The organism is Sulfuriferula multivorans (genome assembly GCF_003851125.1).
Taxonomy (GTDB): Bacteria; Pseudomonadota; Gammaproteobacteria; order Burkholderiales; family Sulfuriferulaceae; genus Sulfuriferula; species Sulfuriferula multivorans.
Genome location: NZ_BGOW01000001.1, coordinates 194,236 through 215,087 on the forward strand (window position 1 = coordinate 194,236; position 20,852 = coordinate 215,087).

General features: G+C 56.0%; 22 protein-coding genes. 7 read left to right on the forward strand and 15 right to left on the reverse strand.

The genetic code is table 11. The features are described 5' to 3' along the window. Positions 1-86: 86 nt before the first annotated feature. From EI185_RS00965 to EI185_RS00990, 6 genes are all read right to left on the reverse strand, one after another. A complete protein-coding gene (locus tag EI185_RS00965) occupies positions 87-749 on the reverse strand; it encodes a DUF1614 domain-containing protein (protein WP_124703232.1) in 663 nt (220 codons plus the stop codon). A 50-nt stretch (positions 750-799) separates the two neighbouring features. Next, entirely contained in the window at positions 800-1,183 is a 384-nt protein-coding gene (locus EI185_RS00970; RefSeq protein WP_124703233.1) for a Crp/Fnr family transcriptional regulator, read from the reverse strand. A 157-nt stretch (positions 1,184-1,340) separates the two neighbouring features. Then, positions 1,341-1,595: a DUF504 domain-containing protein gene (locus EI185_RS00975; protein WP_124703234.1), complete on the reverse strand. Its 255-nt coding sequence runs from the start codon at positions 1,593-1,595 to the stop codon at positions 1,341-1,343. A gap of 122 nt (positions 1,596-1,717) precedes the next feature. Beyond that, a complete protein-coding gene (ahr, locus tag EI185_RS00980) occupies positions 1,718-2,719 on the reverse strand; it encodes an NADPH-dependent aldehyde reductase Ahr (RefSeq protein WP_124703235.1) in 1,002 nt (333 codons plus the stop codon). Between the two features lie 226 nt (positions 2,720-2,945). After that, on the reverse strand, positions 2,946-3,626 hold the full coding sequence (locus EI185_RS17910) for a PEP-CTERM sorting domain-containing protein (protein WP_189836223.1): 681 nt from the start codon (positions 3,624-3,626) through the stop codon (positions 2,946-2,948). Between the two features lie 218 nt (positions 3,627-3,844). After that, positions 3,845-4,750 (reverse strand): sulfotransferase domain-containing protein, encoded by a 906-nt coding sequence (locus EI185_RS00990; RefSeq protein WP_124703236.1) that lies wholly within the window; start codon positions 4,748-4,750, stop codon positions 3,845-3,847. A gap of 242 nt (positions 4,751-4,992) precedes the next feature. On the opposite strand from EI185_RS00990, the gene EI185_RS00995 reads away from it, so the two are divergent. The 3 genes from EI185_RS00995 to EI185_RS01005 all read left to right on the forward strand — a co-directional run bounded on the left by EI185_RS00995 (position 4,993) and on the right by EI185_RS01005 (position 7,470). After that, positions 4,993-5,736 (forward strand): SDR family oxidoreductase, encoded by a 744-nt coding sequence (locus EI185_RS00995; protein ID WP_124703237.1) that lies wholly within the window; start codon positions 4,993-4,995, stop codon positions 5,734-5,736. Between the two features lie 323 nt (positions 5,737-6,059). Beyond that, positions 6,060-6,473 carry a hypothetical protein gene (locus EI185_RS01000; protein ID WP_124703238.1) on the forward strand — a complete coding sequence of 138 codons (414 nt, stop codon included), beginning with the start codon at positions 6,060-6,062 and terminating at the stop codon, positions 6,471-6,473. Positions 6,474-7,050: 577 nt separating this feature from the next. Further along, positions 7,051-7,470, forward strand: a complete 420-nt coding sequence (locus tag EI185_RS01005) for a DUF3761 domain-containing protein (protein ID WP_124703239.1) — start codon at positions 7,051-7,053, stop codon at positions 7,468-7,470. 541 nt (positions 7,471-8,011) lie between these two features. Here EI185_RS01005 and EI185_RS01010 read toward each other — a convergent pair. The 5 genes from EI185_RS01010 to EI185_RS01030 form a co-directional block, all read right to left on the reverse strand. Further along, a complete protein-coding gene (locus EI185_RS01010) occupies positions 8,012-8,461 on the reverse strand; it encodes a J domain-containing protein (RefSeq protein WP_124703240.1) in 450 nt (149 codons plus the stop codon). A gap of 151 nt (positions 8,462-8,612) precedes the next feature. Beyond that, positions 8,613-9,317 (reverse strand): DarT1-associated NADAR antitoxin family protein, encoded by a 705-nt coding sequence (locus EI185_RS01015; RefSeq protein ID WP_124703241.1) that lies wholly within the window; start codon positions 9,315-9,317, stop codon positions 8,613-8,615. Between the two features lie 26 nt (positions 9,318-9,343). Continuing rightward, entirely contained in the window at positions 9,344-9,991 is a 648-nt protein-coding gene (locus EI185_RS01020) for a DarT ssDNA thymidine ADP-ribosyltransferase family protein (RefSeq protein WP_223247595.1), read from the reverse strand. Positions 9,992-10,052: 61 nt separating this feature from the next. After that, complete coding sequence (locus EI185_RS01025) at positions 10,053-11,087, reverse strand: NAD-dependent epimerase/dehydratase family protein (RefSeq protein ID WP_124703242.1); 1,035 nt, start codon at positions 11,085-11,087, stop codon at positions 10,053-10,055. A gap of 1 nt (position 11,088) precedes the next feature. Further along, positions 11,089-12,369 (reverse strand): nucleotide sugar dehydrogenase, encoded by a 1,281-nt coding sequence (locus EI185_RS01030; RefSeq protein ID WP_124703243.1) that lies wholly within the window; start codon positions 12,367-12,369, stop codon positions 11,089-11,091. 149 nt (positions 12,370-12,518) lie between these two features. Between EI185_RS01030 and EI185_RS01035 the strand changes: the two genes are divergently transcribed. After that, entirely contained in the window at positions 12,519-13,310 is a 792-nt protein-coding gene (locus tag EI185_RS01035; RefSeq protein WP_124703244.1) for a S1 family peptidase, read from the forward strand. 21 nt (positions 13,311-13,331) lie between these two features. On the opposite strand, the gene EI185_RS01040 is transcribed toward EI185_RS01035, so the two are convergent. The 4 genes from EI185_RS01040 to bioA all read right to left on the reverse strand — a co-directional run bounded on the left by EI185_RS01040 (position 13,332) and on the right by bioA (position 18,205). Beyond that, positions 13,332-14,408, reverse strand: a complete 1,077-nt coding sequence (locus EI185_RS01040; protein ID WP_124703245.1) for a phospholipase A — start codon at positions 14,406-14,408, stop codon at positions 13,332-13,334. 82 nt (positions 14,409-14,490) lie between these two features. Further along, positions 14,491-15,240, reverse strand: coding sequence for an MBL fold metallo-hydrolase (locus EI185_RS01045; protein ID WP_124703246.1), 750 nt, complete (start codon positions 15,238-15,240; stop codon positions 14,491-14,493). Positions 15,241-15,274: 34 nt separating this feature from the next. Continuing rightward, positions 15,275-16,681, reverse strand: a complete 1,407-nt coding sequence (locus tag EI185_RS01050; protein WP_124703247.1) for an MBL fold metallo-hydrolase RNA specificity domain-containing protein — start codon at positions 16,679-16,681, stop codon at positions 15,275-15,277. A 219-nt stretch (positions 16,682-16,900) separates the two neighbouring features. Then, on the reverse strand, positions 16,901-18,205 hold the full coding sequence (gene bioA / locus EI185_RS01055) for an adenosylmethionine--8-amino-7-oxononanoate transaminase (protein WP_124703248.1): 1,305 nt from the start codon (positions 18,203-18,205) through the stop codon (positions 16,901-16,903). 158 nt (positions 18,206-18,363) lie between these two features. Here bioA and groES point away from each other — a divergent pair, with 158 nt between their 5' ends. The 3 genes from groES to EI185_RS01070 all read left to right on the forward strand — a co-directional run bounded on the left by groES (position 18,364) and on the right by EI185_RS01070 (position 20,850). Further along, on the forward strand, positions 18,364-18,651 hold the full coding sequence (gene groES / locus EI185_RS01060) for a co-chaperone GroES (RefSeq protein ID WP_124703249.1): 288 nt from the start codon (positions 18,364-18,366) through the stop codon (positions 18,649-18,651). A 50-nt stretch (positions 18,652-18,701) separates the two neighbouring features. Further along, entirely contained in the window at positions 18,702-20,357 is a 1,656-nt protein-coding gene (gene groL, locus EI185_RS01065; RefSeq protein ID WP_124703250.1) for a chaperonin GroEL, read from the forward strand. A 172-nt stretch (positions 20,358-20,529) separates the two neighbouring features. Next, on the forward strand, positions 20,530-20,850 hold the full coding sequence (locus tag EI185_RS01070) for a DUF485 domain-containing protein (protein WP_124703251.1): 321 nt from the start codon (positions 20,530-20,532) through the stop codon (positions 20,848-20,850). Positions 20,851-20,852 lie beyond the last annotated feature (2 nt).

The following is a 20,852-nucleotide window of genomic DNA, read 5'->3' on the forward strand; positions in this document are numbered from 1 at the left end:
ACAATAGTTCATTTTATCGGCCGAAACGGGTCGGGCTCACATGGCAAATCCGGCGCCAAGCACCAAACACGTACCAGAAACACGGGTCAGGCCAGCAGCACCGCCACGATGCCGGTGATGAAAATCCCGTCGAAGGTGCCGGCGCCGCCGATGGAAGCGATCGGCGCCCCCAGTTTTTTAATGTCCTTGAGGCGCAGGATATCCGCACCGATCAGCACCCCCAATGTGCCGCAGATATAGGCCAGCGGAGCGCTTTGCTGCGGGTTGAGGGCGATGGCGACGAAGGCGGCGGTAAGGGGCGCGATAAGCACCGGGATGCCGATGCCCAGCCCCGGAACAAGGCGGCTGGAAGAATAGCTCACCAGGCTCACCAGCGCCACCGCAACCAGCACCTGCAACGGGTTGAGCGGGTTGTGCAGCAGCAGGTAAATGCAGAAAGCCACCGGCGTCACGCAACCGCCCACATTGGCCGCCACCACCGTCCTGCCGGTGAACGGCATGCGCCGCGCTCCGAACAGTTGGCGCAAGGGAGGCGGCAGTTCGCCGGGAGGCGGCTCGTCCGCCGCCATGCTGAACAGCGGCAGGTTGATCATGCTGCCTATCAGCATCGTGAACAGCAACAGCAACGCCGATTCCGGGGAAAGCCCAAGCTTGTCGAATGCGGTGGTCACCACCCCGATCTGGATGAAGGTCGCCAGGGCGATCAGGACAGCCAGGAGCAGCAGTAGGCGCAGAGGAGGAGTAGGCATACAAGCGCATCAGCGGCGGGGGTGGAAGTTTTCCGGTTTCAGTGCGGCCGTCAGCCCGGCTTTTTCGCTTGGGCTTCGAGCAGGCGCAAGTCCATCTTGCGCAGCCTTTCGGCCATGACCTTCATCACGTGCGTGGCGAAATAAGGCGTCTGCTGGACCAGAAAATGGAAGCGTGCAGCGTCGATCGGCACCAGCACGCAGTCGCGAACGGCAGTCACCGTCGCCGTGCGGGGAGCATGCTCCACCAGCGCCATTTCCCCAAGCAGGGCACCCGGTTCAGCCCGCTCGACGACGACATCCCCAACCATCACGTCCGCCGTGCCGCTGATCAGGACATACATCACATTGCCTGGTTCTCCGGCACGGAATACGGCCTGTCCGGCCGGAATGGCTGCCACGTCGGTTTCGTGGCGAAAGAGTTCGATAAGGTTCATGGTGTCGGGTTGATATGAAAATGGGTTAAAGACTCAGGCTCGCCGGAAGCTTCAGTGGCCATTATCCGAGGTAGCTGGATGGGCTGGCTTCCCGGCAAAACGTGACTGTACAACAATAACGAAAATAAATGGGCCCACCCGTATTTTCCCTATGTGCTCAATGCTCCCTGTGCCAGATCAGCTGACCGTCTTTGCGGACTTCCTTGATGCGATGCAAGGGAACGTCGTGAGCATAACCATCCTCATCCGTGACCTGGCAGGAAAAATGATCGCCCGGGGTAATGTGCACCCGCTGCAACGGTACCTGAATGATCTTTCCTTCCACGCGATCATAATAACCGATCACGAAATCCCCTTGTGCGAATGCGCTATCCCAGCGAAGCCGGTTGAGCAGTTCATGAATGGGGAGCATAGGGAGGCTCAGGTTGCAGCGAGGCAGAAACACCGTGGTGTACAAATGGATTCATTATCAAATATCAGACATATGACCCCGTTTCTACCTTCGCATGGTCTGTCCACATCCGTTGCATACCATTAGCGATGAAGCACTATGCGATAGTGCGCATGGCCGCTCCTTAATCGCTTGATAGCCTCATTGATATTATCAAAGCTGAATTTCTCGATGACCGGCTTGACGTGGTGGCGCTTGGCGAACTCCAGCATCCTGGCAATGGTTAAAGGGCTGCCGACCGGGGAACCGGATATCGAACGTTGCGCCATGATGAGCGAAAACACATTGATATCGAGCGGATCCAGCGTCGCGCCGACAAAGTGCAAACGGCCACGCGGCTTCAGTGTGCCAAGGTAGAGATTCCAGTCCAGCTTCACATTGACCGTGGAAATGATCATGTCGAAACGTCCGGCAGCCGCCTCGATTTCTTTCGGGTCGCGCGAGTTCAAGGTATGGTGCGCGCCCAGTTCCAGGGCTTCCTTCTTTTTGTCTTCGCTGCTGGTGAATGCCGTGACATCGCAGCCCCAGCCATTCAGGAACTGCAACGCCATATGGCCGAGACCGCCGATGCCGATCACCGCCACTTTGTCGGTGGGTGTGATATCAAACTGGACCAGCGGATTAAACACCGTAACCCCGCCGCAAAACAGCGGGCCGGCGGACTCCGGATCAATGCCTTCCGGGATGGGTACCACGCTGTTGGCCGCCGCGCGCACCTTGTCGGCAAAACCGCCGTGATGCCCGACGATAGTCGCCTGCGCGGTAGCGCATAGGTTGTTGTCGCCTGTCCTGCATGGTTCGCATTCGTTGCAATACCCGGCATGCCAGCCCAGCCCCACCACCTGGCCGACCTTCAGGTGTTTGACGCCTGCGCCTATTTTGCCGATCGTTCCCACCACTTCGTGCCCGGGAACCACCGGATACTCGGTAATCCCCCATTCATTGTCGATCACGCTCAGATCGCTATGACAGATACCGCAATACTGAACGTCGATTTCAACTTCGTCCGGCTTGAGTTGGCCGGGATCATATTCGAAGGGCTTGAGTTCTCCGTGTGGTTCAAATGCAGCAAACGCTTTGATCATGCTGGCTCTCCTTCTGGTCAATGTGAACATTCAATCCCCATACCAGCGTTATGTTTCTTGCTGGTATATCTTTTTGGAGTTCACAGGATCGAAATGGTTGCGGACGACAATAGTCGCCTCGCTCAACCTGAGGCAGAGCAAGCTGGATGGATCTTGTTCCGGCCGGTGAATTCAATCCTCCAGCCCGGTAACGTGCCCGTCACATTCCCGGACGGGCGAGCCGCGTTCAGGCCGGTTGAGGCTGAACCCGCTTGCGGCGAGCCCGGAGCATGCCGATCAAGCCCAGTCCCGACAGCAGCATGGCGTAGGTCTCCGGCTCGGGTACGGAAGTGACGGGCACATTTGCCGCGTCGGGAGCGAAGTCGCTGATCTGGTTGTTCTGCCCCAGTCCCACGCGCGGCCAAATGTTCCAGGTATAGTCACCCGGCTGGAAACCGGTGGACGGGAACAGCGACAGCGGCAGATCCGCACCGGTGATGGTATTGCCGTTCAACTGCACGCTGCCGGCGACCAGGTTGGTCATCGTGTTGTTGATGAAGTCGTTGTACACGCCGGTGCCGTTGGGACGCAGAATCAGCACGGAGTCGAAGAATACGCCAGCACCGATTGGTGGCGATCCATTCAGGAAGCGTTGCGTACCCTGGCCGCGATCCAGACCCCAGACATACAGCGCACCGGGAGTCTGCCCCAGCGCGCCGGCCAGCGTGGCGCTGAAAGTGAATTGCTGAGCACTTGTGTTATAGAAACCGGCGGCGCTGACGACGTCCAGATCGCTGTTGTGGGGTGCGACGGTGAAGCTGGGCAGAAAGTCGTTGGTCGCATCGGTAATGACACTGGCGTGAACGGGGTTGATGCTGAAAGCGGCTAGGGCAACAAGCCCCGCACGGCACAACGGGCAATTCAACATGATGCACTCCTTGGTCTGAATGGGTTGAATGCAAAGCCACAGGCGTGGTTGCATCAACATAAACAGACGAAGGGAAGGCTTTATTCCAGGTGACTGAAAAAAAGCTTACAGGGAGAACAAAACCATTGGGGCAGAATGCTCGCCAGGAAGTCCGTCGACTTATTTCCTTGAGACAACAGGCCCTTCCAGGCGACACCTCGATACGTAACAGCGCGGCTTTACACGCCATGCCCATAGGCAAGCCAGCGGGCGCACTCTGGGCCTAATTCGCGCACCGTACGTGCTTCGTATTCAGCTGATTCATCCGCCGTCAGCGTGTCCCGCCAGCGGCCATTTATCCCCTTGTTGATGAATACCTCGGCGCCGCCATCCCAAAACGCGCCGCCGAGCGGCACACTCTTGGCTGCGTTCTTTTTCATCCAGTCGAAGGAACAGTATTCGAGGATCGCGGGCCATCGCGCCTCGTCCAAGGGAATATCGAGGAATCGGGCTATGCGGCGCATTTCTCCCGGCATGTCGCGCTTGAGATCGTTGAAGTGAATGAACAGGACATTCGGCAGTTCGCGAATTTTCCACCAGGCGCGCAGATTTTCCCAGAACGACCAGAAAGGATGGCCATCCCGGTCCATCCAGTCGCGCCAATACTGACGAATATCTGCGGGGGGCGGTTCGATGGGCGGGCCGACGCGGCCGGGCGTATCGTTCAGCGCCGCATACCAGGCTTGATTGGCGTTGAGGTGATGGTTATACATGCTCCAGAGCACATCCCGGCCATCGCGGCCGATGTAGATATATTTCGCCTTGGGCGAGTAAACCAGCGCATCCAGCGGAAGATGCGTTTTAATGATTCTGCGGTGCGTCTGCGCCTCCACCTGCGGCAATTTCACTTCCTTGGGCGGCACGCGCAAATCCAGCCAGGGTGACATTTCCGCCACCGCCAGATCCGGGTCGCCGCTGAATAACATCTGCGCCACGATCTGCTGCATCCAGGTGGTGCCGGATTTGGCGTAGGTGGCGATGATGATGTCGTTGTTGCGGAACTTGAAATCGTTCCAGATGGTTGAATCAAAGTGGTGGCTGTGCAGCTCTCTGGACTTGACCGGCCAGGCAATATTGACAGACATGATTTCCCCCTGTTAAGCAAGTAATAGTGTCACAACATCTGCCGGGCCCCTCATGAGTATTGAGGAGCATGCGCGCAAGGAAACAAGCCGTTCCTTTCCGCGCTTTTATTATTCGCGCTGCGTTACCCGCAACTTTTGCGTTCACGCAGGCTCTCATATTGCACATACCTCATCATTTTCGCCAGAAAATGTGGGTCGAGGACGTCGCAATCCATTATAAATCCACTTTTCCGGAGGTTCGCATGGGCAACAACATCGCAGGCAAGATTGTCGTCATCACCGGTGCCAGCAGCGGGCTGGGCGAGGCGACCGCACGACATCTGTCCGAACAGGGAGCCACCGTCGTACTCGGTGCACGACGTATTGATCGCATTAACGCGCTGGCAAAAGAACTGGCAGGCAACGAAGGCAAAGCCATCGCCGTGCAAACCGATGTGACTCAATACGAGCAAGTCAAAAATCTGGTCGATACCGCGGTGGAAAAATACGGACGCATCGACGTGATGATCAACAACGCCGGCCTGATGCCGCATTCCCCGCTGGATCGCCTCAAGATCGACGATTGGGACCGCATGATCGACGTGAATATCAAAGGCGTGCTGTACGGCATCGCCGCGGCGCTGCCCTACATGCAAAAGCAAAAATCCGGGCACATCATCAACGTCTCGTCGGTCGCCGGCCATAAAGTCCGCCCCGCCAGCGCCGTCTATGCAGCGACCAAGCACGCGGTTCTGGCCCTGTCCGAAGGCCTGCGCCAGGAAGTGAAGCCCTACAACATCCGCACCACCGTCATCTCACCCGGCGCAATTGATACCGAACTGCCCAACAGCGTGACCGAACCGGATATCGCCGACAACGTCCGCAAAATCTATGAAATCGCCATCCCTGCCGATTCGTTCGCGCGAGCCGTGGCCTTTGCCATGAGCCAGCCGGACGACATCGACGTGAATGAAATCCTGTTCAGGCCAACCCTTCAGGAGATATGACCGAGGTCGTATTTGCACACAGCCTTCCAAAGGCACGTCAGACCCTGTTCTATTTTTCTTCATGTCGATCACCCTGCCTTGCAACATGAGCGATTCGGAATCTGCCGCCACTCAGACTCATTCCATATCGCCATATCGTAAGAATCAGGAATTTGTCGAAAAGGTTTACACTTATAACGCCAGTCGATCCAAGATACAAAATATCTTATTGATAGACAAAGAAAAATTATAAGTGGTGCGAAAATTGCTCAAATTTCCTATCGAGTCCAATTTCCAGGCAACAGCTTGTGGCGATTGTTATGCCCTCTAAAGGAGAAACAGTTATGAAGCGTCTGATAGCTACCAGTATGGTTTTGCTCGCAGGGATTGCAGGGGAGGCAATGGCGGCCTGTACTACACCAGCCATCCAAGTTACAGGTGCCGCGCTTACAACACTGATCTCAAGCAACACGGTCTGCGCTACGCAGGGTGCCGACAAGTGGCAGGAACAGCATCGGAGCGGCGGTGAACTTTGGGATTTCAAGAAAGGTCCATCCGATCCAGTCGATCCAACGAAGAAGGTCGGAACTTGGACTATCGTTGCGGACACTGTTACGTACGCCTATACGGGCGGCCCTAGCTTTACATACAGCGTCTATGACGATGGCGGCGGCACGTATAGCTTCTGTACAGCACCTGGTGGTTCCGTAGTTGTAAGCGGCGCTACCTTCAAGACCGGCGCCACCGGTTGCCCCTGAGGCAGCCGTCCACTATCTCAGCAATAAAGCCGAAAGCCGGACTTTCGGTTTAGGTCGTGATGGTACAGCATCGACCCGGCGAAAACCTGGTCGCAGGACTTGCACCCGTTAAGCAATTCTTCTGGCACGATTGCGACCGAGCTACCCAACAGCATCACCGAGACTAACAACCCCGGCAATCTCCGTAATTCCTGAATAATCACCATGGCCCAGGTGCCCAAGGCCTGCGAGGTGGGGAGTGTTTTCGCTGGTTCATTTCTATGCACGAGCAAGAAAGGACTTGCCGCCGGACAACACGGGTCTATCGCAGCTTGCGTACTGTAGACAATAGGCTGAGTGGCGGGCCTGAATGGGATGACGAAAGCCCTGCTTCTCAACTTGTGGGCGTATTCCCATATCTGAACCATTATGCAGAAATTACAAATCAGCCACTTGCAGGTCAACCATTGCATGCTGGCAGGCGTTATCTGAACGCATCGTGCATTTCAGCAACGATGTAGCAAACATCTTCTTGAAACAAGCATGGAAATTGATGTACCCACCAAACCGCTGCAATGACAGCAGAAAGGCACACACAATGAAATTCACAAGCCTGCTTCTTACCCTTTGCGCGCTCATCGCAAGCCCGAGCTTTGCTGCACCGGCGCCAGCCACCACACCGGCTACCGGGGCAGTGACTGCCGTGTGCAAAGATGGCACCAATTTCTCCGGCGAAACCAGAAAAGGCGCCTGCAAAGGTCACAAAGGCGTCCAGACTTGGGGCAGCCAGGCTGCCGCGCCAGCTGCTACTGCACCCAAGACCACATCGAAAGCCGCACCGATAACCACACCCGCAGCTGGCGGTGGTGCAGGTAAAGTGTGGGTCAATACCAAATCCAATACTTACCACTGCATGGGCACCAAGTACTACGGCAAGACCAAGGAAGGTGCCTACATGACCGAGGCTGAAGCCAAAGCCAAAGGCGCGCACGCCGACCACGGTAAAGCCTGCAAATAAGTCCAGGCAGTTTTGCCAAAATCGAAGCGGCGCCATGCGAATGGCGCCGTTTTTATTTTTTCAACTCGAGAAGTAGTCAGGTTTTCAGCCGCCCAATGAAGGGGCGATACAAGTTTTAACTGCACCGCTGCAGGCTGATAGCGCCAGGACGTTCCCCCCTCTGCAGCAGCCCCTGGCGTCAGGCCAAAAACCGATCAGGCGGGACGGCTGTTTGAGCCGCAGGCGAGTTCCCGTCCCGACCGGTTTTTGGCCTGACGCCAGGGGGAAGCCGAAGGCCTGCAAGGCGGGGCGTGCTTTCTTTGGTTCATTTCTTTGCACGAGCAAAGAAAGAACTTGCCGCCGGGCAACCCCGGCCGGACTTGCCCAAACCAGAGTCTTGTTGAAACAAGAACCTGGATTTCTCAAGCAAGAGTCAAGGCCTGACCCTGGCATTCTGACCCTGGCATTCCTGGCATTCGAAAGCCTACCACCAGAAGCGTTCAGCCCACCCCAATTCCGGGCGCTAGCGGCTTAACCGAGTGACATGAGTGTCTGACCCTATTTACCCTATTACCATGGCTGCAAATAAATACATCAATAAGATCACAAATCCTAAGCCGAAGAGGCCGCGCATGAAGCCGCCCAACGTAACTCCGTCGTTGACGGGCTGCGAGTTGGTCCTAAACACTTTAGCGGCGGCCATCTTTACTGGTGGCGAGTACGGCGAGCACACTTCCGCAGACACTTTCGGCTCGAATTTTGTTTCGGGTTTTGGTTCCTGCTTAATTGCCTCAGCAATCCACACGTCGTGAGAACGCCTTTTCTCAGGATCGGATAGCACAGCGTAAGCTTCGTTGATGATCTTCATCCGTGACTCGGCGAGGAGCTTCCCAACTTCGCACTTATCAGGATGATATTTTTGTGACAAGACACGATATGAAGCCCGTATAACTTCCGCAGAAGCTAATTGGGAAACTTGCAGATTGTCGTAATGAGTTCGTGTGCGCGCCATATGTTTTTATTCTGTAAAGAAAATGAATTGGATCACGATAAAATACAAAATATAGCTCACAGGCCTTGACTCTTGCGTTATTACTGTTTATGCAGAAGAAACCGTGGTCTGTCTCTTATTTGTTTTTCTTATTTATTTTTATTTATTAATTTCAAAACCGCAGCCCTGCTTGAACAACTTCATCTTGCCGTGCGTTGCTAATTACGGATCCTGTTACGACCTCAATAAATGCCGATTTTGATGAGGTTGCATGATCAAGCAAATTGCGCCGTTGCAAGGATACAAAAAGTGCGACGGAATATGCTTGGCAGTTAATTGATCGTTTTGGGTTAAACTCAATGTCCGTATATGCAGAGTACTCACGTATTTGATCTGAGTAGGCTGGATGCTTCTTTAAAGCGTTTATGTACAGCCAATCGTAGAAGGCAGTCAGCGGTTCGAGTTCCCAGTCAACGCCGAAAAACCTGAAACCCAGAAGCCTTCCAGAAGCTTGTATTCTGGGGTCTTTCTTAGCATCTCGGGAGGTCTTTTCTAAGATGTCTGGAAATGGCCCGCCGCACTCAAAAACCTTACTGCTTTGATATGCTGATTCAACGCTGAATGTTCTATGGAATTTTACGGTGCTGATCATCAGGTTGAAAGCACTGAGGGCAACCCCGATAGGTTCACGTGATTTACTAGAAATTTCCAAGACTTTAATTATGTCAGGTAGCTGCATAGCTGATGCATGAAGTGAGTCAATAGCTTTTTGTTTTTGACTAACGGCCATACCAGGAACCCACTGAAATTCGACGTGCCGAGTAGTAACGAGCGTAGGTCCCTCAATTGTTGGAATGTAAATTGGGCGCTCAGCCATAAATTCCTATTTCCAGTTCTGTTAAATCAAGAAAATTTACGCACGTAACTGCGGCTAGCAAATAAGCCTTTGTTGTTAGTATTAATCCATGCCTTGCGATCACCAATGGCCCCAACAAATTTTGCTTTCGTGGTGGCTGAGTCGAAGACTACACCTGCGATTAACGGTGGCTCAATGACATCAAAAACAAGAACCTCTGCTTGAACATCAGTTGGGTCGAAGTTCTTCAGGTGCTGTTCTGCCCGTGATGTTAGCCCATGTATTTCACCGAACAGTTCCAAGAATGACCGCGGCGTTTTTAGTGATTCTATTGATTGACGGCTAATTCGAGCATCAGCAGCATTGTGTTTGCAAAATGCGCAATCTTTAACCCAGAGAATAGATGCTTGAAGCACAAGTATGGCCCACTCCGATCCTTGATTATCCATACGGTACTTGTAAAGCATTTGGCAGTTTGGGAATGCTACTGAGATCGACGTACTATCACGGCGACCATCCAGGCGAAGATTATCATTTACCTCCGGGGTAGCGCCAACCTCATGAACGCGGCTAACAGGGTAGATGCCGTTCGTGATAATAGACTCAAGGTTCTTAGCACGAGTGAAGTGAACCAAATACGGCACTTTTAGCCGTTTTGAAATTGCATAAATTAGTTGTTGATGAGTTGATACCACGCCGGTTGCCCCAATAAATCCAACATAGTAGGCATCCTAAAAGACGGCTTATAAGCCATCACTAGCCCCCCACCAAATCCCCCACATACCACTCCATCGCCTCCGCCAATCCCTCCCCCAGCCGGTGCGACGGTTCATACCCCAGCAACCGCTGCGCCTTGGAAATATCCGCCAGCGAATGCCTGACATCCCCCGCCCGAAAATCGCGGTAAGTCGGTTTGAAATTTTCCAGATGTGGAAAGCGCGGCGCCAACAAACGCCGGATGTGTTCGCACAGTTGGTTCAGCGTGGTGCGGTCGCCGACCGCGACGTTGTAGACCTGGTTCACCGCCTCGGCGTTGTCGGTAGTGGCGGCGAGGATGTTGGCCTGGATGGTGTTGTCGATATAGCAGAAGTCGCGGCTGGTTTCGCCATCGCCGTTGATGTAGACCGGTTCATTGGCGATCATGCTGGCGACCCATTTCGGGATGACGGCGGCGTAGGCGCCCTCGGGATCCTGCCTGCGGCCGAAGATGTTGAAGTAACGCAGGCCGATGGTGTGGAAGCCGTAGCAGCGCGAGAACACGTCGGCGTACAGTTCGTTGACGTATTTGGTGACGGCATAAGGCGACAGCGGCTTGCCGATCTTGTCTTCGACTTTGGGCAGGCCGGGATGGTCGCCGTAGGTGGAGCTGGAGGCGGCGTAGACGAAACGTTTCACCTGTGCATCGCGCGCGGCCACCAGCATGTTGAGGAAGCCGTCGATGTTGGCGCCGTTGGTGGTGATGGGGTCTTCCAGCGAACGCGGCACCGAGCCCAGCGCGGCCTGATGCAGCACGTAGTCCACGCCGTTGCACGCCGCCTTGCAATCCTCCAGCGTGCGGATGTCGCCTTCGATGAAGTTGAAGCGTGTCCATTGCTCGGGGGTGACGCTGGCCTGCACCTTGTCGAAGTTGTAGCGGTGGCCGGTGGCGAAGCTGTCCAGACCGACCACGTGCTGGTCGAGCTGGAGCAGGGTTTCCAGCAGGTTGCAGCCGATGAAACCGGCCACGCCGGTGACCAGCCAGGTTTTCGGCGCGGCTTGCAGTTGCGCGCAGACTTCCGCGTAGCAGCTCATGCTACAAGCGCCACAGCACGTAACCGGCGGCTTTGACTGCTGCCGGGTCGTAGGCGGATTTCACGTCGATGAACACGCCGCCGGATTTGAGTTTGGCAGTCAGTGCGGCCAGCGGTTGCGCCAGATATTCATTGTGCGCAACAGCGGCGACGATGGCGTCGACTTCCGGGATGGCGTCCCACGCAGTCAAATCCACGCCGTATTCATGCTTGGCTTCGGCAGGCTCGCCCAGCGGTTCGTGCACGATGACATTCGCGCCGTAGCTTTGCAGTTCGCTGATGATGTCGATGACCTTGGAGTTGCGCAGGTCGGGGCAGTTTTCCTTGAAGGTGAGGCCGAGCACGAGAATGTTGCGGCCTTTCACCGGGCTGCCGGTATTGATCATGTGCTTGACGGTCTGCTCGGCAATGAACTTGCCCATGCCGTCGTTGATGCGGCGGCCGGCGAGAATCACCTCGGGATGGTAGCCGAGCATTTCGGCCTTGTGCGTCAGATAGTACGGGTCGACGCCGATGCAGTGGCCGCCCACCAGGCCGGGACGAAACGGCAGGAAGTTCCACTTGGTGCCGGCGGCTTTGAGCACTTCCAGCGTGTCGATGCCGATACGGTCGAAGATGATGGCCAGCTCGTTCATCAGCGCGATGTTGAGGTCGCGCTGAGTGTTCTCGATCACCTTCGCGGCTTCGGCCACCTTGATCGAACTGGCGCGGTGCACGCCGGCCTTGATGACGGTTTCATACAGCTGCGCGACTTTTTCCAGGGTTTCCGCATCATCACCCGAGACCACTTTCAGGATGGTGGTGAGGGTGTGTTCCTTGTCGCCGGGGTTGATGCGCTCAGGCGAGTAGCCGATATGGAAATCCTGCTTCCATTTCAGGCCGGATTCGCGCTCCAGGATGGGCACGCACACTTCTTCAGTGGCGCCGGGGTAGACCGTGGATTCGTACACCACGATCGCGCCTTTTTTCAGATGGCGCCCGACCGAGGTACTGGAACCGATCAGCGGCGAGAAATCCGGCTGGTGCGCATCGCCTACCGGGGTGGGTACCGCGACGATGATGTAATCGGCACGCGCCAGCTGGGCGGGGTCGGTGGTCACCGTCAATTTATCGGCGGCTTTCAAGTCATCCGTCGAAACCTCGCCGGTGGGATCGCAATAAGTCTTGTAGCTTTCCACCTTGGCAGTGGAAAGATCGAAGCCGATGGTCTCCATTTTTTTGCCGAATTCCACCGCCAGCGGCAGCCCCACGTAACCCAGACCCACTACTGCAACAACACTCATGCCTGTCTCCCTGAATTGTAATGCGCGATTCTAAGCCATTTCTGTGCCAAGGCATTCTACTGAAACTTGAACGCCCCTGAAAGCGCGGGACTTTGCAAATCATCGGCTTGTAGGCATGATGCCTGTTCCGGCATGAGTAGGGGAGCACAATGAAACCTGTTATTTCGCACGCGCTGCATGGGATATTGATCGGTATCGTATTGACGGCCTTGTCGCCCGTGCTCGGCGCACAGGCGGACACGCTGCCGCAAACCATCCAGAAGGTAAAACGTTCCGTGGTGGCCATAGGCACCTATCAGCCCACCCGGCAACCGCGCGGAGATTTTCGCGCCACCGGTTATGTAGTCGGCGACGGCCTCCATGCGATCACTAATTATCATGTGGTCAAGCCGGTGCTTGATATCGAACATAAAGAGGTGCTTGGCATATTTACCGGCGAGGGTGAAACCATCCAGTTTCGTCCGGCGCAGGTGGAACTGAGCGATCCCGCACACGATGTGGTATTGCTGAAGTTTTCCGGCGCACCGCTGCCTGTATTGAAACTGGGCGACTCGAATGCTGTTCAGGAAGGTATGGTGATGTATTTCACCGGCTTCCCGATTGGCAGTGTGCTGGGGCTGCATCCCTCCTCCATCCGCGCCGGCATTTCGTCGATCACCCCTATCGTGCGTCCTGTACCGAATACGCATTATCTGGACGCCAAAACCCTGCGTCAGGAATCGGACCCGTTCAACATATTTCAGCTGGATGGCATTGCCTACCCTGGCAATAGCGGGAGCCCGGTATACGATCCGCAGACCGGGCTGGTGTACGGCACCGTCAACAGCACCTTTATCAAAAGCACCAAGGAAAACGTGTTGAAAGACCCCAGCGCCATTTCCTACGCCATTCCCAGCCGCTATGTGAAGGCATTGATGCAGAAGGCAGGTCTGGAACCGTGACGAACGCTACTGCCGCTTCGCTTACATCCAGTCAGCCAGACTCACGCCGATGCCCAGGGATTGCTGCTTGTAGTTGTAGTCGATTAGCGATTCGCCGTAGCCGTTGAAATACTGCATGTAACCTTTGAGGCGGCCATACAGCGGAAAGCTCCAGTCGACCCGCACCGCGCCGCGGTTGGGGGACCGCTTCAGATTGTTGCGTACCAGCAGCGAATAGGTATTGCCGCCGTTGTTGTAGGTCGCCACCACATCTCCCCTGCCCAGGTAATCCTGGATATCGGGGTTATTGTCATTGGCTGCGCTTTCCGGAATGCGGTACCACGGCCGGATCAGCAGCGAAAAATCGCCACGCTCGAATCCGAACTGCGCATAAATCCGGTTCCAGCTGCGCGACAGGGCCACCGAGCGGCCATTGGACTCATGCACCGCACCCAGATTGATGAAACGTCCGGTCAGGCCGAAAACATTATAGTTGGTGCGAAACACCAGCATCGCCTCGGGCTCGTAGTCGGTCTCGCGAAACGGCGCTGAAACGCCGCGGTTATAGGCCTGCCAGTAGGACGACACGGTGTAGCCCACCCATAAATCGGCGTTTTTATTGAACAGCCCTTCCACCACTTTGGTCTTCACGCTCAACTGCAACTTGGTTTCCAGTGAATCCAGTTTTTCCGAGGATTGCAGCAAATTACCCTGAAACGGCGCATTGTTGGGCGAGTCGTTGTACTTGATCGGCAGAAAATAGCTGGCGCGGTAAGGACGGAACAGGAAGGTGCCGTGCTTGTCCTTGTCGTCCAGTTCCCATTCGCGCGATAACAGCGAATTATTCGCCAATTCAGGTGCTGGTGCTGCGGGGGCGGGTGGGACGGGAGCAGCGGCAGGCAGCGCTGCCGTCTTGGTCTGTTCCGGTGAAGGGGGAAGCGGAATCGTGCCGGACAATTTGTCGTAACAGGCGAGCCTCTGTGCGTCGTTTTTTATGGTTGGGCACGTGCCTAACTGCGGTACGACAGGTTCGGCATGCGCCGTTTGAATCCCGCCCAGCAGGCACCCGCACGCCACAATAATTTCGTTTACGCCTGGACACTTCCTGAACTGTTCCATTCCATCCCTTGCTGCAAAAAAGTCAAAACTGATTAATTAAACCAAACGGCCGTTTCGGGCAGTAGCGGAATGCACAGGCAGATTAGCCCTGGTGGCTGTTCCTCACCTGCTCGCAATATTGTTGCAGATCCTCCGGCACGCCGGGCGGGCATTGCCCGCATTCACGATTGCCGGGTACTGCATAATCGATGAATTTGGGATAGGCGAGTTTCAGATTGGCCATGATCCCGACGAATTCCACTAATGGCTTGTTGTCGCCCAGACGCGGATTGCGGGTTTTTTCCTGGCCGATGCTGGATACGCGCCGCCCCTGGTAGTCATGCGCCGGATAGACCAGCGTATCCTCGGCCAGTGTGAACAGCTTGTCATGCACGCTGCGGTACAAGGTCGGCGCGTCGCCGTTCTGAAAATCGGTACGGCCGCAACCATCAATCAGCAGCGCATCGCCGGTCAGCACGCGGCCATCCACGGCATAGGCGAAATGATGGTCGGTGTGGCCTGGCGTATGCAAAGGTGCGAGGGTGATGCTCCCAACCGTGAACGGCTTGCCGTCTTCCAGCGCTGCATCCGCGCAGGACAACTGGTCCAGCGCCGGATGCGCAATGCGGCTGCCGGCCTCCTGTTTGAGCTTGCGCGCCGCCGTGAGATGGTCGGCATGGATATGCGTATCCACGGTGTAAGCCAGCTTGAGCCCAAGCGCGTTGATCTCGGCCAGATCGCGTTGCCAGGTCGGCAATACCGGGTCTATCAGAATGGCCTGCCCTATTTGCTCGCAACCGAGCAAATAGGTATAGGTGCTGGAAACAGGTTCAAATAATTGCCGGAAAATCATGCTGCCTCCTCGATTCGCTATTAACCATTTGTCGTCACCAGTCTATCGCGCTGCTTTCCCCTGCCACGGGCGCTTCCGTGCGCCAGCCCAGCGTGTCACGAATATGCGCGGCAAAACCGGTTGCCGTGGCCGCTTCGCCATGCACCACGAAAGTTTGCCGCGGCGGGGCGCGAAAATGACCGAGCCAACCCAGCAGTCCGGCCTGATCGGCGTGGGCGGACAATCCGCCGATGGTAAAAATACGCGCGCGCACCGGCACCTCCACGCCAAAAATGCGCACCATTCTGGCGCCGTCCACCAGCCTGCGCCCCAGCGTGCCGGCAGCCTGGAAGCCGATAATGAGCACACTGCTCTCGCGCAGCGGCAAGTTGTAGCGCAGATGATGCTTGATGCGGCCGGCATCGCACATGCCGCTGGCAGAAATGACTATCTTGCCGCGCGCTCCGTTCAAGGCCTGGGATGCTTCCACATCCTCGACAAAATGGACGCGCGATTGCCCCTTTTTGTTCCCATGCCCGTCGACCAGCAAATGCGCGTCGGGGTCGAGCAGATCGAGATGCTTGAGCGTAATGCCGGTGGCCGCCGTGGCCATGGGTGAATCCACATAGATATCCAGCGCAGGCAGCCGGCCTTGCCGGGTAAGATCGGCCAGCAGATAGAGCATGTCCTGGGTGCGCCCCACGGCGAAGGCGGGAATGATGACATTCCCACCCCGATGTTTGAGGGTATCCTGGATGGCAAACACCAGCTCTTCGATGGTGTCGTGCAAGCTTTTGTGCAGGCGATTGCCGTAGGTGGATTCCACCACCAGCACATCGGTTTCCTCAATCGGCGTCGCGTCGCGCACCAGCGGGTGACCAGGCTGGCCGAGATCACCGGAAAACACCAGCTTGAGCATCTTACCTGCTTCATCCAGCCACAATTCAATGATGGAAGAGCCGAGAATATGCCCGGCATCGCGGAACCGACAGCGCACGCCGGGCGCCGGATTGACTTCATCCCCGTATTCCACCGGGCGCAGCCGTTTCAGGCTGGCTTGCGCCTGGATCACGGTGTACAGCGGTGCGCTATCCGCGTGGGATTTCCTGCTGGTTTTATGGCGCCGGGCGTTTTCCCACTCGGCTTCCTTTTCCTGGATGTGACCGGAATCCGGCAGCATCACTGTAAGCAGGTCGCAGGTCGCCGCTGTCGCATATATCGGCCCCTTGAAGCCGAATGACACCAGCCGCGGCAACAGGCCGGAGTGGTCGATGTGGGCATGGGTCAGCAGTACGAAGTCGATGGTGTCCGGGTCGAAATCGAAGGCGTCGCGATTTTTGATGCGCGTTTCGCGCCCGCCCTGAAACATGCCGCACTCCACCAGAAAGCGCGCCCCGGCCGCTTCCACCAGATAGCATGAGCCAGTGACTTCCTGCGCTGCGCCGAGGAATGTGAGTTTCATTTTGTGATCTTTCAGCATTGTGGACTCAACCGGCGGTGGGCAATACACGGAATTCACTCAGAATCGAGTGCGAAGTCTCGAACGACGCAACTGTGCGCGCATCCTGTCTGTACATTTTCAGAGCTGCATACTGATGATTGTAACCGTATGCCCGGCCTGTACCAGCCCGGCAGTCGGCATCTGTTGGCTGAGTGCGCGCAAGCAGTTAGCCATTTCGAATCAGACAGCATCAATTAATCTATAGCTGACTTCCATCATCCAGTTGATCTCCGCCTCCGATATCACGTAAGGCGGCATGAAATACACCGTATTGCCAATCGGACGCAGCAACAGGCCGGCCTCCAGTCCGCGCTGGTAACAGCGGCGGGCAAAATCCGCGGGGGCGTCGCTGATTTCGAATGCCCAGATCATGCCTGCGTTGCGGAAATTTCTGACGCGTGGATGGTCACGCAGCGGCGCTGCCACACGATTGCAATAGGCCGCCTTGTTGCGGTTGGCGGCCAGCACGTCGTCCTGTTCGAAAATGTCCAGCGTTGCCAGTGCCGCGCGACAGGCCAGCGGATTGCCGGTATAAGAATGCGAATGCAGGAAGCCGCGTGCGGTGGCGTCGTCATAAAATGCGGCGTAAATGGTGTCGGTAGTCAATACTGCCGACAGCGGCAAGTATCCACCCGTGATGCCTTTGGACAAGCAAATGAAATCAGCTGTAACGCCTGCCTGTTCGCAGGCAAACATGGTGCCGGTACGCCCGAACCCGACGGCAATTTCGTCCGCAATCAGGTGCACGCCGTAGCGGTCGCAAATCTCTCGCGCCTTTTTAAGGTACACGGGATGATACATGCCCATGCCCGCCGCCCCCTGCACCAGCGGTTCCACAATGAATGCCGCGGTCGTCGCATGGTGTTTGGCGAGATGGTTTTCCAGTGACTCGGCAGCACGTAGCGCATATTGCTCAGGTGTTTCTCCCGGCTCGGCCAGCCGCCAGTCGGGACTCGGCACCTGCACGCTGTGGCGCAGCAAGGGCGCGTAGGTATCCTTGAACAGCGCAACGTCGGTAACCGAAAGCGCACCCAGGGTTTCGCCGTGATAGCTGTTTTGCAGGCTGACAAACTCGGTCTTGCCCGGCTGACCGCTGTTGCACCAATAGTGGAAGCTCATTTTTAATGCAATTTCCACCGCCGATGCGCCATCCGAGCCATAAAATGCGTGGCCCAAGCCGGTCAGGCGTGACAGACGCTCGGAGAGCTCAATTACCGGTGCGTGTGTAAAACCAGCCAGCATGACGTGCTCGATTTGTTCCAGTTGCTCACGCAGCGCCGCATTGATGCGCGGGTTGCAATGGCCGAACAGATTCACCCACCAGCTCGACACCGCATCCAGATAGCGCCGTCCCTCGAAGTCATACAACCATATCCCTTCGCCACGCGAAATCGGCACCGGCGGGTAGTCTTCGAGCTGTTTCATCTGCGTGCAGGGGTGCCAAACTGCCTCCCGGCTCCGCGTCAACCAATATGAATTTTTCATGTATACCTTGAAATTAGCAGCTTCCGCCCCTATTATTAGCACTCCTCAGCCAAGAGTGCTAACAGCAATCAACAGCAATCTCGGCTGAATCCATTTTTGGCTTGCTTCACTGTTTGATGCAGGCCTTGATTCAGCGATTTTTTCCAGGAGATAGAGCAATGAAAATTCGTCCGCTGCATGACCGCGTGATTGTCAAACGCATGGAAGAAGAACGCAAGACCGCTTCCGGCATCGTGATTCCAGATAGCGCTACTGAAAAACCCGACCAGGGCGAAGTGCTTGCCGTGGGCAAGGGCAAAGTCAGTGACGACGGCAAAGTGCGTGCGCTGGATGTGAAAGTCGGCGACCGCGTGTTGTTCGGCAAATATGCTGGCCAGGCCGTCAAGCTGGATGGCGACGAAGTTCTGGTGATGCGTGAAGAAGACATCATGGGTATCGTCGAGTAATTTCGGCCTGCCAAAGCATATCAATTGATTCGAAGAATTAGGAGCTAAAAATGCCTGCAAAAGACGTAAAATTCGGTGACATAGCGCGCCAAAAAATGATGATCGGCGTTAACGTTCTGGCCGACGCCGTTAAAGTGACCCTCGGACCTAAAGGCCGTAACGTGGTGCTGGATCGCGCATTCGGCGCACCGACCATTACCAAGGACGGCGTTTCCGTCGCCAAGGAAATCGAACTGAAGGACAAGTTTGAGAACATGGGCGCACAGATGGTGAAGGAAGTCTCCTCCAAGACCTCCGACGTAGCCGGTGACGGTACCACGACTGCAACCGTACTGGCTCAAGCCATGCTGAAGGAAGGCATGAAGTTTGTCGCCGCCGGAATGAATCCGATGGATCTGAAACGCGGCATGGACAAAGCTGTCGCTGCCATCATCACTGAACTGCAAAAAATCTCCAAGCCTTGCACCACCGGCAAGGAAATCGCCCAGGTAGGTTCAATCTCTGCCAACTCCGACAGTTCCATCGGCGACATCATTGCCGAAGCCATGGAGAAGGTCGGTAAAGAAGGCGTGATTACCGTGGAAGATGGTTCCGGCCTGCAAAACGAGCTGGACGTGGTGGAAGGCATGCAGTTTGACCGCGGTTACCTGTCCCCTTACTTCATCAACAACGCAGACAAGCAAATCGCCCTGCTGGACAATCCTTTCGTGCTGCTGCATGACAAGAAAATTTCCAACATCCGCGACCTGCTGCCAGCTCTGGAGCAAGTCGCCAAAGCGGGTCGCCCGCTGCTGATCATCGCCGAAGATGTGGACGGCGAAGCGCTGGCTACGCTGGTGGTGAACAACATCCGCGGCATCCTCAAGACCTGTGCTGTCAAGGCCCCTGGCTTCGGCGACCGTCGCAAGGCCATGCTGGAAGACATCGCCATCCTCACCGGCGGCACCGTGATCGCTGAAGAAGTCGGTCTGACGCTGGACAAAATCACCCTGGCCGAACTCGGTCAGGCCAAGCGCATCGAGGTGGGTAAAGACAACACCATCATCATCGACGGCGCCGGCAAGGATGACGCCATCAAGGGTCGTATCGCCCAGATCAACCGTCAAGCCGAGGAAGCCACCAGCGACTACGACAAGGAAAAACTGCAGGAGCGCAAGGCCAAACTGGCCGGCGGTGTGGCAGTGATCAAGGTCGGCGCGGCAACCGAAGTCGAAATGAAAGAGAAGAAGGCGCGCGTTGAAGACGCACTGCACGCGACCCGTGCGGCAGTGGAAGAAGGCATCGTCGCCGGCGGTGGTGTAGCACTGCTGCGCGCCAAGATGGGCACCAACAAACTGAAAGGCGACAACAGCGATCAGGACGCCGGTATCAAGATCGTGCTGCGCGCGATCGAAGAACCGTTACGCCAGATCGTCATCAACTGCGGCGATGAAGCCTCGGTAGTCGTCAACAAGGTGTTGGAAGGCAAGGGCAACTACGGCTACAACGCCGCGACCAGCGAGTACGGCGACATGGTGGAAATGGGCGTGCTCGATCCTACTAAGGTGACCCGCACCGCGCTGCAAAACGCCGCTTCCGTGGCCAGCCTGATGCTGACCACCGACGCGATGGTAGCTGAACTGCCGGAAGACAAGTCCGGTGGCGGTGCTGGCATGGGCGACATGGGCGGTATGGGCGGCATGGGTGGTATGGGCGGCATGATGTAATCCTGCCTCTCGGCAAACCCCGAAAGCCCCTGCTTTGGCAGGGGCTTTTTTCATTTGCAGGAACCTGTATGACGGTAGTAGCATCACGTTGCACCCGGCTCCGACGGGTGTTCCACCAATAATAATGGCACCGGCTCAATCGAAGCCATGCTTAACCGTCACAGGAGGCAGCATGACCACAACCAAAATGAACTGGCGGGCGATAGATGCTGATCCCCGCTTCCAGGCATTGCACCGCAAAAAAAGCCGGTTTTTATGGGGCTTGATGATTTTTTCAATGGTTTATTATTTTCTGCTGCCGATCGGCGCAGCGTATTTTCAGGATTTATTCAAAATCAAGGTATGGGGGCCAGTCAACATCGGCCTCCTGTTCGCATTATCCGAATTTGTGGTGGCGTGGCTGATAGCTTTTATCTACTCGCGCAAAGCCAACGCTGAATTCGATTCCATGGCACAAGACATCGTCAACGACGCGCATAACCTGGGAGCCTGACA

Excerpts from the sequence above, each read along its gene's own strand:
- EI185_RS00965 (WP_124703232.1), bottom strand. The coding sequence starts at position 749 with ATGCCTACTCCTCCTCTGCGCCTACTGCTGCTCCTGGCTGTCCTGATC.
- EI185_RS00970 (WP_124703233.1), bottom strand. The coding sequence starts at position 1,183 with ATGAACCTTATCGAACTCTTTCGCCACGAAACCGACGTGGCAGCCATT.
- EI185_RS00975 (WP_124703234.1), bottom strand. The coding sequence starts at position 1,595 with ATGCTCCCCATTCATGAACTGCTCAACCGGCTTCGCTGGGATAGCGCA.
- ahr (WP_124703235.1), bottom strand. The coding sequence starts at position 2,719 with ATGATCAAAGCGTTTGCTGCATTTGAACCACACGGAGAACTCAAGCCC.
- EI185_RS17910 (WP_189836223.1), bottom strand. The coding sequence starts at position 3,626 with ATGTTGAATTGCCCGTTGTGCCGTGCGGGGCTTGTTGCCCTAGCCGCT.
- EI185_RS00990 (WP_124703236.1), bottom strand. The coding sequence starts at position 4,750 with ATGTCTGTCAATATTGCCTGGCCGGTCAAGTCCAGAGAGCTGCACAGC.
- EI185_RS00995 (WP_124703237.1), top strand. The coding sequence starts at position 4,993 with ATGGGCAACAACATCGCAGGCAAGATTGTCGTCATCACCGGTGCCAGC.
- EI185_RS01000 (WP_124703238.1), top strand. The coding sequence starts at position 6,060 with ATGAAGCGTCTGATAGCTACCAGTATGGTTTTGCTCGCAGGGATTGCA.
- EI185_RS01005 (WP_124703239.1), top strand. The coding sequence starts at position 7,051 with ATGAAATTCACAAGCCTGCTTCTTACCCTTTGCGCGCTCATCGCAAGC.
- EI185_RS01010 (WP_124703240.1), bottom strand. The coding sequence starts at position 8,461 with ATGGCGCGCACACGAACTCATTACGACAATCTGCAAGTTTCCCAATTA.
- EI185_RS01015 (WP_124703241.1), bottom strand. The coding sequence starts at position 9,317 with ATGGCTGAGCGCCCAATTTACATTCCAACAATTGAGGGACCTACGCTC.
- EI185_RS01025 (WP_124703242.1), bottom strand. The coding sequence starts at position 11,087 with ATGAGCTGCTACGCGGAAGTCTGCGCGCAACTGCAAGCCGCGCCGAAA.
- EI185_RS01030 (WP_124703243.1), bottom strand. The coding sequence starts at position 12,369 with ATGAGTGTTGTTGCAGTAGTGGGTCTGGGTTACGTGGGGCTGCCGCTG.
- EI185_RS01035 (WP_124703244.1), top strand. The coding sequence starts at position 12,519 with ATGAAACCTGTTATTTCGCACGCGCTGCATGGGATATTGATCGGTATC.
- EI185_RS01040 (WP_124703245.1), bottom strand. The coding sequence starts at position 14,408 with ATGGAACAGTTCAGGAAGTGTCCAGGCGTAAACGAAATTATTGTGGCG.
- EI185_RS01045 (WP_124703246.1), bottom strand. The coding sequence starts at position 15,240 with ATGATTTTCCGGCAATTATTTGAACCTGTTTCCAGCACCTATACCTAT.
- EI185_RS01050 (WP_124703247.1), bottom strand. The coding sequence starts at position 16,681 with ATGAAACTCACATTCCTCGGCGCAGCGCAGGAAGTCACTGGCTCATGC.
- bioA (WP_124703248.1), bottom strand. The coding sequence starts at position 18,205 with ATGAAAAATTCATATTGGTTGACGCGGAGCCGGGAGGCAGTTTGGCAC.
- groES (WP_124703249.1), top strand. The coding sequence starts at position 18,364 with ATGAAAATTCGTCCGCTGCATGACCGCGTGATTGTCAAACGCATGGAA.
- groL (WP_124703250.1), top strand. The coding sequence starts at position 18,702 with ATGCCTGCAAAAGACGTAAAATTCGGTGACATAGCGCGCCAAAAAATG.
- EI185_RS01070 (WP_124703251.1), top strand. The coding sequence starts at position 20,530 with ATGACCACAACCAAAATGAACTGGCGGGCGATAGATGCTGATCCCCGC.